Annotated in this window: 14 protein-coding genes; 2 read left to right on the top strand and 12 right to left on the bottom strand. The window is 60.7% G+C overall.

The window, feature by feature from the left end:
* Positions 1 to 127 precede the first annotated feature (127 nt).
* Positions 128 to 2872, bottom strand: a complete 2745-nt coding sequence (gene acnA / locus ACEN2R_RS07860; RefSeq protein WP_442040949.1) for an aconitate hydratase AcnA — start codon at positions 2870 to 2872, stop codon at positions 128 to 130.
* A 278-nt stretch (positions 2873 to 3150) separates the two neighbouring features.
* Here acnA and ACEN2R_RS07865 point away from each other — a divergent pair, with 278 nt between their 5' ends.
* Positions 3151 to 3849 (top strand): DUF1223 domain-containing protein, encoded by a 699-nt coding sequence (locus ACEN2R_RS07865; protein WP_442040951.1) that lies wholly within the window; start codon positions 3151 to 3153, stop codon positions 3847 to 3849.
* Here the strand turns inward: ACEN2R_RS07865 and ACEN2R_RS07870 are convergent.
* The 8 genes from ACEN2R_RS07870 to dddP form a co-directional block, all read right to left on the bottom strand.
* A complete protein-coding gene (locus ACEN2R_RS07870) occupies positions 3846 to 4718 on the bottom strand; it encodes a lysophospholipid acyltransferase family protein (RefSeq protein WP_442040952.1) in 873 nt (290 codons plus the stop codon). The genes ACEN2R_RS07865 and ACEN2R_RS07870 overlap by 4 nt on opposite strands.
* Positions 4719 to 4800: 82 nt before the next feature.
* On the bottom strand, positions 4801 to 5445 hold the full coding sequence (nthA, locus tag ACEN2R_RS07875; RefSeq protein WP_442040954.1) for a nitrile hydratase subunit alpha: 645 nt from the start codon (positions 5443 to 5445) through the stop codon (positions 4801 to 4803).
* A gap of 1 nt (position 5446) precedes the next feature.
* Entirely contained in the window at positions 5447 to 5740 is a 294-nt protein-coding gene (locus tag ACEN2R_RS07880; RefSeq protein WP_442040956.1) for an SH3-like domain-containing protein, read from the bottom strand.
* The gene (locus ACEN2R_RS07885) at positions 5733 to 6086 is read right to left on the bottom strand and encodes a ScnB-like protein (RefSeq protein WP_442040958.1); all 354 of its coding nucleotides are present in this window, start codon (positions 6084 to 6086) and stop codon (positions 5733 to 5735) included. Before ACEN2R_RS07885 ends, ACEN2R_RS07880 begins: the two co-directional genes overlap by 8 nt.
* Positions 6087 to 6126: 40 nt before the next feature.
* Complete coding sequence (locus ACEN2R_RS07890; protein ID WP_442040960.1) at positions 6127 to 7191, bottom strand: flagellar motor switch protein FliG; 1065 nt, start codon at positions 7189 to 7191, stop codon at positions 6127 to 6129.
* 467 nt (positions 7192 to 7658) lie between these two features.
* Positions 7659 to 8963, bottom strand: a complete 1305-nt coding sequence (gene purB, locus ACEN2R_RS07895) for an adenylosuccinate lyase (RefSeq protein WP_442040962.1) — start codon at positions 8961 to 8963, stop codon at positions 7659 to 7661.
* Positions 8964 to 9238: 275 nt separating this feature from the next.
* Complete coding sequence (locus ACEN2R_RS07900; RefSeq protein WP_442040964.1) at positions 9239 to 10465, bottom strand: bifunctional alpha/beta hydrolase/OsmC family protein; 1227 nt, start codon at positions 10463 to 10465, stop codon at positions 9239 to 9241.
* Between the two features lie 120 nt (positions 10466 to 10585).
* Positions 10586 to 11914: a dimethylsulfonioproprionate lyase DddP gene (gene dddP, locus ACEN2R_RS07905; RefSeq protein ID WP_442040966.1), complete on the bottom strand. Its 1329-nt coding sequence runs from the start codon at positions 11912 to 11914 to the stop codon at positions 10586 to 10588.
* Between the two features lie 104 nt (positions 11915 to 12018).
* Between dddP and ACEN2R_RS07910 the strand changes: the two genes are divergently transcribed.
* Complete coding sequence (locus ACEN2R_RS07910; protein ID WP_442040968.1) at positions 12019 to 12807, top strand: heme-dependent oxidative N-demethylase family protein; 789 nt, start codon at positions 12019 to 12021, stop codon at positions 12805 to 12807.
* Positions 12808 to 12816: 9 nt separating this feature from the next.
* Here ACEN2R_RS07910 and ACEN2R_RS07915 read toward each other — a convergent pair whose 3' ends face one another.
* The 3 genes from ACEN2R_RS07915 to ACEN2R_RS07925 all read right to left on the bottom strand — a co-directional run bounded on the left by ACEN2R_RS07915 (position 12817) and on the right by ACEN2R_RS07925 (position 15759).
* A complete protein-coding gene (locus ACEN2R_RS07915; RefSeq protein ID WP_442040970.1) occupies positions 12817 to 13425 on the bottom strand; it encodes a hypothetical protein in 609 nt (202 codons plus the stop codon).
* A 531-nt stretch (positions 13426 to 13956) separates the two neighbouring features.
* Positions 13957 to 15363, bottom strand: coding sequence for a type I glutamate--ammonia ligase (gene glnA, locus ACEN2R_RS07920; protein ID WP_442040972.1), 1407 nt, complete (start codon positions 15361 to 15363; stop codon positions 13957 to 13959).
* Between the two features lie 57 nt (positions 15364 to 15420).
* Entirely contained in the window at positions 15421 to 15759 is a 339-nt protein-coding gene (locus ACEN2R_RS07925) for a P-II family nitrogen regulator (protein ID WP_442040974.1), read from the bottom strand.
* Positions 15760 to 15859: the final 100 nt, after the last annotated feature.

The raw sequence follows: 15859 nt of genomic DNA on the forward strand, positions 1-15859 counted from the left end.
GCGGCGAGCCCCCAAGGTCTTGACCTCTTGCCCGTCTTCTCGGTCCAAATACTCGAAAACACCGCCCCGCACGCAAAAGCCCCGGCCAATCGACCGGGGCTTTCTGTTTTGACGGGCCAAGGCCTGATCAGGCTTTGGCAAGGTTCCGCAGAACGTAGTGCAGCACGCCGCCGTTCTGAACGTATTCGATCTCGACCTCGGTATCGATCCGGCATTTCAATGCGATCTCTTTGACGGTGCCGTCGACATAGGTGATCGTGCAAGGCACGGTCGACAAAGGCACAAGATCGCCGGCCAGACCGCTGATCGACACAGTCTCGTCGCCGGTCAGGTTCAACGATTTGCGGGTGTCGCCGCCGGTGAACTCGAACGGGATAACGCCCATGCCAACCAGGTTGGACCGGTGGATACGCTCGAACGATTCGGCGATGACGGCCTTGACGCCCAGCAGCGCGGTTCCCTTTGCCGCCCAGTCACGTGACGATCCGGCACCGTATTCGGCGCCCCCGAAGATCACCAGTGGGGTTCCGTTGTCGACATAGGCCATCGCCGCGTCGAAGATCGACATCTGCGCGCCATCGGGGCCTTTGGAATAACCGCCCTCGACGCCGTGCAGCATCTCGTTCTTGATGCGGATGTTGGCGAAGGTGCCGCGCATCATCACTTCGTGGTTGCCGCGACGCGCGCCATAGCTGTTGAACTCGCGCGGGGCGACCTGACGGTCCATCAGATACTTGCCGGCAGGGGTCGTTTCCTTGAACGAACCGGCGGGGCTGATGTGGTCTGTTGTGATCATGTCGCCCAAAAGCGCCAGAACGCGTGCTCCGTTGATGTCATGGATCACACCGGCCTCGGCCCCCATCCCCTGAAAGTAGGGCGGGTTCTGCACATAGGTGCTGGTCGAGGGCCAGTCGTAGGTCAGGCTGTCGGTGGTTTCAACCGCCTGCCACTTTTCGTCGCCCTTGAATACATCGGCGTATTTCTTCAGGAATGCGGCGCGTGTCACGGTCTGTTCGACCAGATCAGCCACCTCTTTTGTGGTGGGCCAGATGTCCTTCAGATAGACGTCGTTGCCGTCCTTGTCGGTGCCAAGCGGTTCCGTTGTCAGGTCGATGTTGATGTCACCGGCCAGCGCGTAGGCCACCACCAGCGGCGGCGAGGCCAGATAGTTGGCGCGGACATCGGGGCTGATACGGCCTTCGAAGTTGCGGTTGCCGGACAGAACCGCAGTCGCGATCAGGTCGTTGTCGTGGATCGCCTTGCTGATCTCGGGTTGCAGCGGGCCGGAGTTGCCGATGCAGGTGGTGCAGCCGTAACCGACAAGGTTGAAACCGACGGCGTCCAGATCTTCTTGCAGGCCAGCGGCCTCCAGATATTCGGACACAACCTGCGATCCGGGCGCCAGCGAGGTTTTCACCCATGGCTTGCTGTTCAGGCCAAGGGCGCGCGCCTTGCGGGCCACCAGACCGGCACCGATCATCACATAGGGGTTCGATGTGTTGGTGCAGGATGTGATCGAGGCGATCACGACAGAGCCGTCGCGCAGCATGTAGTCCTCGCCGGACACCGCCGTCGTTTTGCGCGGGTCGTTGGCCACGGGGGCCGGACCCTCGGATGCCATGTTGCGGGCGGCAAGGGTCGTGTCGATGCCGCGGTATTCGTTGACCACATTCAGGAAGCTGTCAGCGGCCTGATCAAGCGGCGTATAGTCCTGCGGGCGCTTCGGGCCGGAAATCGCGGGAACAATCGTGCCCATGTCCAGTTCCAGCGTGTCGGTGTAGATCGGCGCATAGTCGGCACCGCGCCACATGCCGTTCTCTTTGGCATAGGCCTCGATCAGGGCAATCCGGTCTTCGTCGCGGCCGGTGTTGCGCAGGTAGCGCAGGGTTTCGCTGTCGATCGGGAAAAAGCCGCAGGTCGCGCCGTATTCGGGGGCCATGTTGGCAATTGTCGCACGGTCGGCCAATGGCAGATGGTCCAGGCCTTCGCCGTAGAATTCGACGAACTTCGAAACCACGCCCTTGGCGCGCAGCATCTGCACAACCTTCAGCACCAGGTCGGTGGCGGTTGTGCCTTCCTTCATCGCGCCGGTCAGTTTAAAGCCGACGACCTCGGGGATCAGCATGGAAATCGGCTGGCCCAGCATTGCGGCCTCGGCCTCGATGCCGCCAACGCCCCAGCCCAGAACGGCCAGCCCGTTGACCATGGTGGTGTGGCTGTCGGTGCCGACAAGCGTGTCGGGATAGGCCACTTCAACGCCGTTCTGGTCCTTGTCGGTCCAGACGGTTTGCGACAGGTATTCCAGGTTCACCTGATGGCAGATGCCGGTGCCCGGTGGCACAACGCGGAAGTTGTTGAACGCCGACTGGCCCCATTTCAGAAAGGTGTAGCGTTCGATGTTGCGCTCGTATTCGCGGTCGACGTTCATCTGGAACGCGCGCGGATTGCCGAATTCGTCGATCATGACGGAATGGTCGATGACCAGATCAACGGGGTTAAGCGGGTTGATCTTTTCCGCGTCGCCGCCCAGTTTGACGATCGCGTCGCGCATCGCGGCAAGGTCGACAACGGCGGGAACGCCGGTGAAGTCCTGCAACAGCACGCGGGCCGGGCGGTAGGCGATCTCGCGCGGGTTCTTGCCGCCATTGGCGCCCCACTCGGCGAAAGCCTTGATGTCGTCGACGCTGACGGTTTTGCCGTCCTCGAAGCGAAGCATGTTTTCCAACACCACCTTCAGCGCGGCGGGCAGGCGGGAAAAGTCGCCAAGCCCTGCGGCCTGTGCGGCGGGGATCGAGTAGTAGGCAATGCTTTGTTTGCCAACTGTCAGGGTTTTGCGGGTTTTTGCGCTATCGTGACCAACGGTAATGGGCATGTTCAGCCTTCCTTTGAATGAAAAGGGGGGTCGTCTTGCCGCCTCTAATGCCGCAAGTCAGGCTTCGGATCAAGGGGGATCAGGTGAATTGTATACCATTGTGCACAATTATTTTCGCATCCCGCACCACGGCCCTTGAATCCGGTTTTGATCGGGGGCGCATGACGGCAGTGTGACGCGGCTGCCACCCTTTGACGGTTTCTCGCAAAACCTTGATTGGTTATTTCAACCCATGTGCAATACCAACACAGGGAACAGGCAGAAAAGAGTCACAGTCAATGCGTAATATCACCGGAGCCCTGATCGGGGCCATGATGCTTTTTCCCGGTCTGGCCACAGCGCAATCGCATCCGGTTGTTATAGAGCTTTTTACCTCGCAGGGGTGTTCATCCTGCCCGCCTGCCGACAAATTCCTGGCCCAGATCGCTGATCGTGACGATGTGATCGCGCTGGCGCTGCATGTCGATTACTGGGATTATCTTGGCTGGACCGACGTGTTTGCCCAGCCGGCCTTCAGCAAACGCCAAAAGGACTATGGCCGTGCCGCCGGTGCTCGCTCTGTCTACACGCCGCAGATGATCGTGGGGGGCGTGGACCCCGTGGTCGGCACGCGCCCGATGGAAGTGGCCGATCTTTTGCGTGCCCATAGTGCCAGACCCGAACAGGTCACAGTCAAACTGGCGCGCAGTGGCGGGACTGTGATGATCAGCGCCGTCGCCTCGCCACCGCTGACCTCGGTCGCCGAGGTGCAGGTGGTTCGCTACACGCCGCGCACCACGGTTCAGATCAAACGCGGCGAAAACGCAGGGAAAACAGTTGTTTATGCCAATATCGTTACGAAATGGGACGTTGTGGGCACTTGGGACGGTAAATCGCCCCTGTCATTGTCGTCGGCAACGCCAGGCAATGATCCGGTCGTGGTGATCGTCCAGACCGCCGGACATGGCCCCATCCTTGGCGCCGCGCGCCTGCGTTAACGTTTTTTCCAGCGACGGTGGACCCATAACCACTGATCCATATTGTCACGGACCCGCGATTCCAGGCTGTCATTGAACGCCTGCATCATGGTCACAGGGTCGCTGTGGGGAATCGGGTCTTCGATGACGATATCAAAGCTGATGCCATCTGTTTTGCGGATGCCGTAAGCAGGCAAAAGCAGCGCGTCGAACTTTAGCGCCAGATCGGCGGCCGACAAGGTGGTGCGGGCGGTCTTTCCCATGAATTCCAGATCCGTGCCGCTGCCGATGTTCTGGTCCATGAGCATCGCGATCGTGTTTCCGTCGCGCAGATGCCGGACCATTCCCGCCAGACCGCGACGGCCCCGCTCGAATGCGGGCTCGGCGATTTCCTTGACCTTGCTTACATAATAATCGTTGAAATAGCGGTTTTCCATCACCCGGTAAAGGCCGCCCACCTTGTGCCCGCGCATGGCAAGGGACGAGCGAACCGCATCGTAATTGCCGAAATGACCGCTGACGACGATAATCGGGCGCCCGGCGGCGTGGGCTTCGTCAAGCGCGGCAAGGCCGGGCCCTGTTATCGGTGTGTGGGCAATGCGCGCCTTGAAGTCCGCGCCTGAAAATATTTCCATAAAGGTGCGGCCAGCATTATTCGGCACGCGGCGGCTCAGGCGTTTTTTCTCGGCCTCGGGCATATCGGGAAAGATTTTGGTCAGATTCTGGATCACCCGCCGGTCATAGCCCGCAAGCGGCGCCACGATATTGCCCGTCAACCATCCGGCGAAACGGATGCGCGACGCATAGGGCAGCAGGCGGGGGACGGACAGGACCGACATAAGAAAGGCGTTGGCGAGATAATCTGCCACGCGATTGCGGGTTTGTGCCATGGACGGTCCGAACTTTATACTTGGGCGAATGCGCGGGCCGTGCCGCAACTCTTTGACCGAAGATAGGCAGTCACGCCACCGATCACAAGCCGGTTCGCGGCAAACCTGTGCCGATCATGCTGTCGCGGGTGACAAGGGCGGCCAGCTCTGCCTCGGTCAGTCCATCTGTGCCGGCGGGCCGGGCGGGCAACACGATATACCGCATGTCGGCCGTGCTGTCGTGGACACGGATCGTCGTGCCCGCAGGCAGCGTCACGCCGAATTCGGCCAGAACAGCGCGGGGCGCCTTCACCACGCGGCTGCGGTAGGCGCGGGACTTGTACCAGTCCGGTGCCATGCCCAACAGGTTGCGCGGATAGCACGAACACAGGGTGCAAACGATGACATTATGGACGGTTTCGGTGTTTTCGACCGCGATCAGACGCAGCGCGCCGATGTCAAAACCCATTTCGCGGCTGGCGTCAGAGCCGTTTTCCAGCAACCGCGCCTTGAAAGCGGGGTCGCACCAGGCGCGGGCAACAACCTTTGCGCCATTTGCGGGCGTCCGCTCGTCCATCGCGCTGATCTGCCTTGCGACCTCTGCGGCGGTGGTGACGCCCTTTTCGATCAGCAGTTCCCGGATCGCAATTTCCATGGTCTGCCAATAGGTCAGCGGGCTATCGTCGTCCTTGCGATAGGGGTGGCCCGAGGGGCTGAGGGGGGCATGGTCATGGTGATCGTGGGGCATATCAATCCTCGGCCGGTTCAAGCCAGTGTTCGTAAATTTCCGCATCCAGCGTGTCTGTCGCGATCTCTGCCTGATCGCCCCATATTTCTGCCATCGTGAACCGCACGCGGACCAAGGCAGTCGGGGTGCCGGGCAAACCATAGGCCAGTTGCTCGGGGTTCCCAAAATGCCCCAGCGCCCGTTCGATATAGCCGGTTTTGCCGCGCAGATAGACAGGGGTGCGGATGTGGCCCGGTGGCATCATTGCCTTGACGCGGACAGGGTGTCCGGGCAGTCTGTCCAACGGGTCAGCCATCTGTGGTGGCCGCCTCGCCGTAGGTGGTGCCGCGCTTTTTCACAGCGTCCATCTTTGCACCAAGTTCGGCCAGCGTATAGACGCCGCCCTCAATCATGTTCTGGTTCACGGCGGCGACCCAACGTTCATAGTAGCTCATCGTTTCAAAGGCGGTTTCGCCCATATCCTCGATCGCGCGGCGCAGGCCGTCGACGGTGAAATGGCCCTTGGTCGTGCACAGCACCATCAGCGCATCGACGCGCTTTTCCCAAAGGGCAAAGTCATGTTCCGCAGGCAGGACCGGGCCTGCGTCCTGTCCGCCCATGTCGTGCCAGCGCTTGCCGGTGAAATCGGATGTCTGTGTCATGGCAAAATGCTATCCGCGCGCGTCTGCGCTGTCCAGTGGTCTACTCGTCCTCCTCTGCCCGCAGCACGATCTCCCGGTTGTCCACCATGTCGCGGATAACGGAAATAATCGCGGTCATCGCCGCCTCGCCATCCTTTTCCTTGATCTTGCCGCGCGCGGCGATCTCCTCGCGCAGCTGGGCCGCCATGCGCTGTGACATGTTGGTCAGGATGAATTCCGCTACCGGGTCCAGATCGCCGGTGGCCGCGGCAAGGGCGGTGACCAGGGTGATCGGGTCCACCCCGCGCGTCACCTTTGGAATATCGCGGGCATCAAGGCGGGCGGGGATGTGGATAAAGGTGAAAATCGCGCGGCGCACTTCGGTGGCAAACCCTTTGTCCGCCTCGTCCAGCCCGATCAGCATGTCATCGCGCGTGGCCGAGGGCGACACGTTCAGGATTGCCCCGATCCGCTCCACCGGACCCGTTTCAAAGGCGCGTGGCGGGGTCGCGTCCAGTTGCGTGGCCAGCGATTGCCCGATTCTGTGCACCGTGTCTGGCCCGATCGCGCCGGTCTGGGACACGGCATACGTGATCCGGCGCGCCCGGTCGCCAGGCAACCTGCCCAGCAGCTCTGCCGCGCGTCCGACCGCCAGTTTGGACAAGAGCACCGCGCCGACCTCGACGCTTTCTTCCTGCATCACCGGCAAAAGCTGGTCTGTCGGCATCGCCGCGATGCGCAACCAGGGGTCGCCGGTTCCGCCGCCCGCCGCCGCCCGCACACGCCCTGCGGTGCCGGGGCTGATCGCGCCGCCCAAAGCGGCCAGTGCGCCTTCGACGCCCTTGGGAAAGGACAGGCCGATCCCCTCCAGCTCGGCCATGAATTCTGTCACCACGGATTGCAGTGTGGCACGGTCGATACTGCGCATCCGGCCAATTTGCAGGGTCAGATCGGTCTGCACATCGTCGGGCAGCGAGGACAGCGGCAGGCTTGCCCCCTCGGACAAGAGCAACTGAACGACGATCGCCGCCTTTTGGCGCTGGTTCAGCGCCGCGCCGATCGCGCGTGAAAAGGGTGGTGGTTCCCCTTCGACGGGCCTGTGTGCGGTGATCGCTGCGCTCAACATATCTCTCCGATTCCGGCGTTTTCATCAAACTCGCAGAGAGGGGTTAACGTGCCCTTACACGGAACACAGGATCAGCAAGAAAACCCGCGCCATTTTTTCCGCGCCAGCCAGAGCGAGCAGTCAGCCCAAGCGCCATCGGAGCTTTACGGACTGGGGGGGGGTGCCACATAGAGGCGTGCCAAAAAACAAGGGCGGCCCGATGGACCGCCCCTGCCGGATAAATCAAGTTTTCGGCACTCAGCTTGTGGATTTATCCACGCATGTACTGCTTGCCGCATCCCAGATCTTGCCATCCATGCAAGACATTGAAGCCTCGGAATGACCTCCGCACTGGGCGAAGGCGAATACAGGTGTAACAGTCAGGGCCAGTGCGGCCAGAAGGGTTTTTAACTTCATAAAGACGCTCCTGATGTTGTTGCTCACATCAAAATGGTAACACGAAAGTCCTGTCCGTCAAATATTATCGTTCAGGCCCCGAAAACACGGCGGAAAATCGTATCGACATGCTTGGTATGATAGCCGATGTCGAATTTCTCTTCGATCTCGGCAGGAGACAGGGCGGCTGTGACCTCGGGGTCGGCCAGCAGTTCGGTTTTGAAATCCGCGCCATGTTCCCAGACCTTCATCGCGTTGCGCTGGACCAGCTTGTAGCTGTCCTCGCGGCTGACGCCGGCCTGGGTCAGGGCCAGCAAAACGCGCTGCGACATGACCAGACCGCGGAACTTATTCATATTGGCCAGCATGTTCTCGGGGTAGATCACCAGCTTGTCGATCAGGCCAGTCAGGCGGAACAGAGCGAAATCAAGGGTAATTGTGGTGTCGGGGCCAATGTTCCTCTCGACCGAGGAATGCGAGATGTCCCGCTCGTGCCACAGGGCGACGTTTTCCAGCGCGGGAACCACCGCCATGCGGACCAGACGCGCAAGGCCGGTCAGGTTTTCACTCAGGACCGGGTTGCGCTTGTGGGGCATGGCAGAGCTGCCCTTCTGGCCGGGGCTGAAGAACTCTTCGGCCTCCAGAACCTCGGTGCGCTGCATGTGGCGGACCTCGATGGCGACGTTCTCGATCGAACTGGCAACAACGCCAAGTGCCGCGAAAAATGCCGCGTGACGGTCGCGCGGGATGACCTGCGTGCTGATCGGTTCAGGGGTGAGGCCAAGCTTGGCGCAGACATGTTCCTCGACCGCGGGGTCGATGTTGGCGAATGTCCCGACCGCGCCGGAAATCGCACCGGTCGCGATTTCCTCGCGGGCGACCAGCAAGCGGCGCTTGTTGCGCTCCATCTCTGCATAAAAGCGGGCAAAGGTCAGCCCCATCGTGGTGGGTTCGGCGTGGATGCCGTGGCTGCGGCCGATGCGGACCGTGTCCTTGTGCTCGAAGGCGCGACGCTTCAGCGCGGCAAGAAGGGCGTCCATATCGGCAAGCAGAATATCGGCGGCGCGGACCAACTGGACGTTGAAGCAGGTGTCGAGCACGTCGGAACTGGTCATGCCCTGATGCACAAAGCGGGCCGCGTCGCTGCCGACATGCTCGGCCAGATGGGTCAGAAAGGCGATGACGTCATGCTTGGTCACGGCCTCGATCTCGTCGATGCGGGCCACGTCGAATTCCACATCCCGGGCTTTCCAGACCGCATCGGCATTCGCGCGCGGGATGACGCCAATATCGGCCATGGCATCGCAGGCGTGCGCCTCGATCTCGTACCAGATTTTGAACTTCGTTTCCGGCGACCAGATGGCGACCATATCGGGGCGGGAATAGCGAGGGATCATGTGGCACGGCCTTTTCATTGGGAAAGATGCGTGCCAGCGTTTAAACCGAGACGGGTCAGGCGGCAAGGCAAAGCGTTTCTTCCTGCCGGCCGGCGGGCGCGCGCTTTGCGCGCGACGGCTTTTGTCTCGCGCCCTTCGGGCGCTCGGTGTGCCTGCGGCGCGGATATTTGAACCAGGAAGAACCTGTTCTTTGTTCTTAAAATATCCTCGCGCGAAGCGCAAAAAAAACCGCACGAAGTGCCAGAAGAAATGCGCACGAAGTGCGCTCTGCCGGGTCAGGCGACTGCCGGATCGCGCAGGACCGTCGTGATCTCGCTGACCCGTTCCAGCGTCTGGTGAACCGGGCATTTGTCTGCAATCTGAAGCAATTTCTGCCGTTGGGTATCGCTGAGGTCGCCGTTCAGATGGATGTCGCGACGAAAGCTGTCGATTTTCTGGTCGGTGATCTGTCCTGCATCCTGTGCATGGACCTTGTTGTGCGTCACATCGACCTGCACATGGTCCAGCGGCCACCCCTTGCGGCGAGCATACATCCGGATTGTCATCGACGTGCAGGCAACAAGGCCCGCCGCCAGAAACCCATAGGGTGACATGCCGCTGTCGGTGCCCCCGTAGGCGAATGGCTCGTCTGCCAATGTGTGGTGTTTCGGGCCGGCGTTGATGTCTTGCAGAAATCCGCCCGAATCTGCCTCTGACACGCGCACGACCCCTTCGGGGGCCCCGACGGGAGGCGCGGGCGGGCGCAGGTCGATATAGCGGGCGGACCATGCCGCGATGACCCCTGCCGCGTATTCCGCGTCGGAGGCGCTGCTGATCAGGTGGTCTGCATTGTCGAGGGTGACAAAGCTTTTGGGGTGGTGGGCGGCGGTGAAAATCCGCGTTGCGTTGTCGATGCCGACTGTCGCGTCGCGCGGGGCGTGCATGACCAGAAGTGCGGGTTTCAGCGCCTCTATTTCGGGCCCAAGGGAGCTTGCCTCTATATCCTTCAGGAAGGCGTCATTTATGGTGAAGGGGCGGCCGCCAAGGCGGACTGTCGCGCGGCCTTTGGCCCGTATCTCGGGCAGGCTGCCGGCGAAGCTTTGGGTCACATGGGAGGGATCAAAGGGGGTGCCGATTGTCACAACCGCGCGGGCAGTCTTGATCCGGCCTGCCGCCTTCAGAATTGCAGCGCCGCCCAGCGAATGGCCGATCAGCAGGGTGGGCGGCATCTTGTGTTCGGTCAGATAGGCGTATGCGGCCAGTAGGTCATCGACATTGGAGGAAAAGGTGGTGTTCTCGAATTCACCTTCCGAATGGCCAAGTCCGGTGAAATCGAACCGCAGCACCGCGATGCCCATGCCGGACAATCTGCCCGCGATCCGGCGCGCGGCGGGGATAGTGCCGGAGCAGGTGAAGCAATGCACGAAAAGCGCCGTTGCAAGATGTGGCCCCTCTGGCAGATCAAGGCGTGCGGCCAGCATATCGCCAGTGTGGCCTGCGAATCTGATCTTTGTCGTCGGCATAATGCGCATCCCCTGAAAGTCCCGGCCCTGAAAGCCCCGGCGAGAGTGGCTGCAAATGCGCGCAACAGGCAAGCCCTGTGACCGGATCGTCACGCAAGGGTGAGAGGGCGTGACACGCGGTCAGGCAAGCCCCATCAGGCGTGTGTCGAAAGGATAGCGGGTCAGGTTCTCAAAGCCGTCTTCGGTGATCAGCACCTGATCTTCCAGCTTGATTGAGAAATCGCCGCCCTCGGGGCTGACCAGCGCCTCGACGCACAGGACCATGCCGGGTTGCAGCACCGCGTCAAAGGCGCCCGCGACGTATTTGTCGGGATAAGCGATCAGCGGCCATTCATCGCAAAGGCCGACCCCGTGCATCTTGCAGCCGTATTTCTGGCGCTGGTAGAGGGGGGCAAGATGATGGCCGTTATGGGTCAGGTCGTGGAATGGCACGCCGGGGGCCAACATCTGCATATTGGTCAGGATATGCGCATGCGCGTGCTGCATCGCGCTGACCATATCGGGGCGCGGGGCGGCGTCGCCGACCCACCAGGTTCGGCTGATGTCGACGCAGATGCCGTAGGCCCCGATCAGGTCTGTATCGAAGGCGACGATCTCGTTGTTCTGCACGATGCGCGGGCCACATTCCTGAAACCACGGGTTGGTGCGCGGCCCGGACGCCAGCAGGCGCGTTTCGATCCATTCGCCGCCGCGCTTTATGTTTTCTGCGTGCAGGACCGCCCATATCTCGTCTTCCGAGAGGCCGGGGGCGCAGGCGGCTTCCATCGTGGCGACGGCCAGTTCGCAGGCATGAGAGGCGCAGCGCATGGCCAGGATTTCATCAGGGCCTTTGATGGACCGCGCCTTTTCAGTGACTTCTTCGCCGTCTTTGATGTCGAATCCCTGCGCCTCTAGTGCGCGAAGCCCGTGAAGCATGATTTTGTCCACCGCCAGCCGGTTGTTCGCGCCGCCGTGTTCGTTGATCAAGTCGCGCACCTGACGGGCAAAGGCATCGGCGGCGACGTCCACTTTGTCGCCACGGTCGAAATAGAATAGATCGGCACCGGATCGCACCTCGCGGACCAGCGGATTGAAACCCGACAGGAAGGGTGCATTCTTGTAGTCCCAGATCACCATATAGCCGTCGGCGCAGAGCAGGACGGCGCGGAACGGGTTATGGGTGTTCCAAAGCTGCATATTGGTGGTGTCGGTGGCATAGCGGATGTTCAGCGGGTCAAAGACCAGAAGGCCGCCATAGCCGCGATCGACGACGTGCTGCGTCAGGCGGGTCCAGCGAAAATACCGCATGGTTTGCAGGTCGGGCAGGATCAGCCCTGCGGCCTCCCATTCGCGAAAGGCCATCTGCGTCGGGCCGATCTCTATCCGGTTGTTGTCGTTCGGGGTGCCATCGGGCAGGGTGTCGCCACGGGTCGGGTCGATTTTTCGGATATCGCGATAAGGGGTGTGCATGTGCCTGCCTCCGGGGGTGTCCGACACGATGAAGCCATTCCCGTCAGGGTTTCGCGCCGGTTTCCGACGTGGAAAAGGTGCAGATACGTCGGGAAGGCCCCCATATGAACGACACGCCGGTTTTGCAGGAATATTTGCCGATCAAGCCCTGGATGGTGGCCCACACGCGGCGCTTGCCCGGACTTCAGCCGGTCGAGGCCGGGGACTGGCTGCGGGTGGATGATGCCTATGCGGGGCAGATGGCGCTGCGCGATCGCCTTATCGCAGAGCGGCCCTGCGCGGTGCATGCGCTGTTGCCAGAGGCTCGCGCGGCGGCGGGGGGGCTGCTGGCGCGGGGGCTGGCAGAGCTGCGCGGGATGGACGGGTTCACAGTGCGCGGCGACGTGGTCACGCGGCCCGACGGGGTCAGCGTGCCGATTGATCCGGCGCAGCCGTTGCTGACATTGGGGCGGCTTGTGCAGGAGGATCTGTGCCTGCTTCAGCCGATACGCGACCAGCATGTTCTGACCGGCGCGATCCTGTGCTTTCCGGCAAGCTGGACCCTGGCGGAAAAGATCGGGCGGCCGCTGACGGCGATCCATGACACGGTGCCGGACTATGACGGAAACATTGCCGTGCGGGTGCAGCGGGTGTTCGATGCCATCCGCGTGGACCAGCCCCTGTGGCGGGCAAATGCGATGCGCTACGCCGATCCGGCCTTGTACCAGCCAAGACGCGCCGCGGACCCGCGTATCAGGCCGGCTATGGCACCGTATATCCGGTCAGAGCGTCAGTGCCTTGTCCGGCTTGCGTCTTTTCGGGCGGTTGTCTTTTCCATCCACACCTATGTGGTCAGGGACAGTTGCCTGACGGCAGAGGAAACCGCGATGCTTGACGCAGGGTCCGGCACCTAGGCCGCCGGATCACAGCATTTTCATCAGCATATCTGGCGCGCCGCTTGCCATCAGGCCGATCGCGGTGCCGGTAATCGACATGGCATGGGCGGTGGCACGCAAATTTTCGCCGCCAAGGATGTTGAACATCAGCACGCCGAACCCGATAGGAAACGCGATGACCATAAGGGTGGCATTGATCGTGTAAACGGTCAGGCGCGTGGCCAGCGTGCCGCGCCGATCCTCGTAGGATGCGGGCACAGCCATCTGGTCGGACATGTCGGAATTTTTGGGCGGAATGATGTCGACGTTCGAATAAAGCGCGGCCCTGATCCGGTTGAAGTCATTGTAGGTCTGGATCGGGCGCGGCTCTCGCGGGGTCGCCATCAAATCCATGATGGACGGGGAAACCTGCTCTGACTGGTTTTCCGTTGCCTTCAGATAGGAGGCGTCCAGTGCATCATGAACCACCTCGACTGGCGCCGGTGTGTGGGCAAAGGCGGCTTGCCCGTCCAGAAGGCTCATCCTGAGGCGGCGTCTGCTTTTGTCACGCAGGGCGGTCTCGAACCGATCAGGCCTGCGCGGACGCACGATTTTCTCTTCTTCCGCGAAGATATTCATAAGGTCCTGGTCTAGCATCTTGTCGTCCCCACGTCTTACAGGTGTGGATCGCGGATCTTCCGCAATGACCTGCAGGTTGCCCAAAAACCGAAGCTACTTACCGTTACGGGCGACGATTGGTTCCCCAAGCGGGGCGGTCCGGTCCTGCGATACACACACTGTCACAGGCTGGCGGGCCTTCGTCGTATTTCTGGAACTGCGGCCCCTTGAAACCGTTTTGCGGTCCTGTGGGTGGTGCGGTCCTTATCCCTGAATACAAGACGAATAGGGAAACAGTTGGGCGCATTCTGCGAAACAGTGGCATGAATTTGACGCAATTCAGCGGTGTGTTTCCGAGGATGACCTTATTTTAGGCCGTAAAAACAATGCAGTGTGGCTTTTTCAGGTATTGCGGCGAAAAACTGCGCGTTTTTGCGGGAACGGATCAAATCCAGGCGATTCGATCAAACTGCGCGATCTGGCGAAACAATGGCGGACCCCAAAATGAAAAAGGGCGCCCGAAGGCGCCCTGATCCGATGTGGAAGGGTGGGGGAAACCCACCGACCCTTTTAGCAGGAGTAATACATCTTGTACTCGATCGGGTGAGGCGTGTGCTCGTAGGCATACACTTCTTGCCATTTCAGCGCCATGTAAGACTCCAGCTGGCCTTTGGTGAACACGTCACCGGCCAACAGGAAGTCGTGATCCGCTGCCAGTTCGTCCAGCGCTTCGCGCAGGGAACCACACACGGTCGGGATCTCTGCCAGTTCTTCGGGCGGCAGGTCGTAGAGATCCTTGTCAGAGGCGGCACCCGGATCGATCTTGTTCTTGATGCCGTCAAGGCCGGCCATCAACAAAGCGGCGAACGCCAGATAGGGGTTTGCTGCGGGATCGGGAAAGCGAGCCTCGACGCGCTTGGCCTTTGGCGATTCTGTCCATGGAATACGAACGCAGCCAGAGCGGTTGCGGGCGGAATACGCGCGCAGAACGGGGGCCTCAAAACCCGGGATCAGACGCTTGTAGCTGTTCGTGGTCGGGTTGGTGATCGCGTTCAGCGCCTTGGCGTGCTTCAGGATGCCGCCGATGAAATACAGCGCCTCCTGCGACAGGTCGGCATATTTGTCGCCTGCAAAGATCGGCTTGCCGTCTTTCCAGATCGACATGTTCACATGCATGCCGGTGCCGTTGTCGCCCGAGATCGGCTTCGGCATGAAGGTCGCCGATTTGCCGTAGGCCTGAGCCACGTTGTGGATGACATATTTGTACTTCTGGATTTCGTCCGCCTGATGGGTCAGCGTTCCGAAAATCAGGCCAAGCTCGTGCTGGCAAGACGCCACTTCGTGGTGGTGCTTGTCAACTTTCATGCCCATGCGCTTCATCGTGGACAGCATTTCGCCACGCAGGTCTTGCGCGTCGTCAATCGGGTTCACGGGGAAGTAGCCGCCCTTGATGCCGGGGCGGTGGCCGGTGTTGCCCATCTCGTACTCGGTGTCGGTGTTCCAGGCTGCGTCGATCGCATCGACCTGATAGGACACTTTGTTGCTGCTGACGCAATAACGGACGTCGTCGAAGATGAAGAATTCAGCTTCGGGGCCCATATAGGATGTGTCGCCGATGCCAGAGGATTTCAGGTAGGCCTCTGCCTTCAGCGCGGTGCCGCGTGGGTCGCGGTCATAGGCTTCGCCGGTGTCCGGCTCTACCACGTTGCAATGCACGCAAAGCGTTTTCTCGGCATAGAAGGGGTCAAGGTAGACGCTGTCGGTGTCCAGCATCAGTTTCATGTCCGAGGCTTCGATCGACTTCCAGCCAGCGATCGACGAACCGTCGAACATAAAGCCTTCCTCGATGAAATCCTCGTCAACCAGATCGGCACAGACTGTGACGTGCTGAAGTTTACCCTTTGGATCGGTGAAGCGGATATCGACGTATTCGATTTCCTCGTCTTTGATCATCTTTAGAACTTTTGATGTGCTCATTGGGCCTTCCCCTTAGTGAATCCTAGAATCGTCATGCGGTTTTTGTGTCCCGCAGTGTTAAAGCGCGTCATCGCCGGCTTCGCCAGTCCGGATACGGATGGCCTGTTCGACGGTCGAGACGAAAATCTTGCCATCGCCGATCTTGTCGGTCTTGGCCGCGCCGATGATCGCCTCGATGGCGCCCTCGACCTGATCGTCCGGCAGGACGACCTCGATTTTGACTTTTGGCAGGAAATCAACGACATATTCAGCGCCGCGATAGAGTTCTGTGTGGCCTTTCTGACGGCCGAACCCTTTGACTTCGACCACAGAGAGTCCCTGAACGCCGATCTCTTGCAAAGCTTCCTTCACCTCGTCGAGTTTGAAGGGTTTAATGATTGCCTCGATCTTCTTCATCGCCTGCGACTCCCTTAAGTGTGGCTCTTCGTCAGGTGTCAGACCACTTTCCCCGAGGGCGGACAATTGAGTAGGGTCAGAGAGGGCGAACGGCAGGCGG

The sequence above is a fragment of the Pseudogemmobacter sp. W21_MBD1_M6 genome, assembly GCF_052119585.1.
Classification (GTDB): Bacteria; Pseudomonadota; Alphaproteobacteria; order Rhodobacterales; family Rhodobacteraceae; genus JBGQOJ01.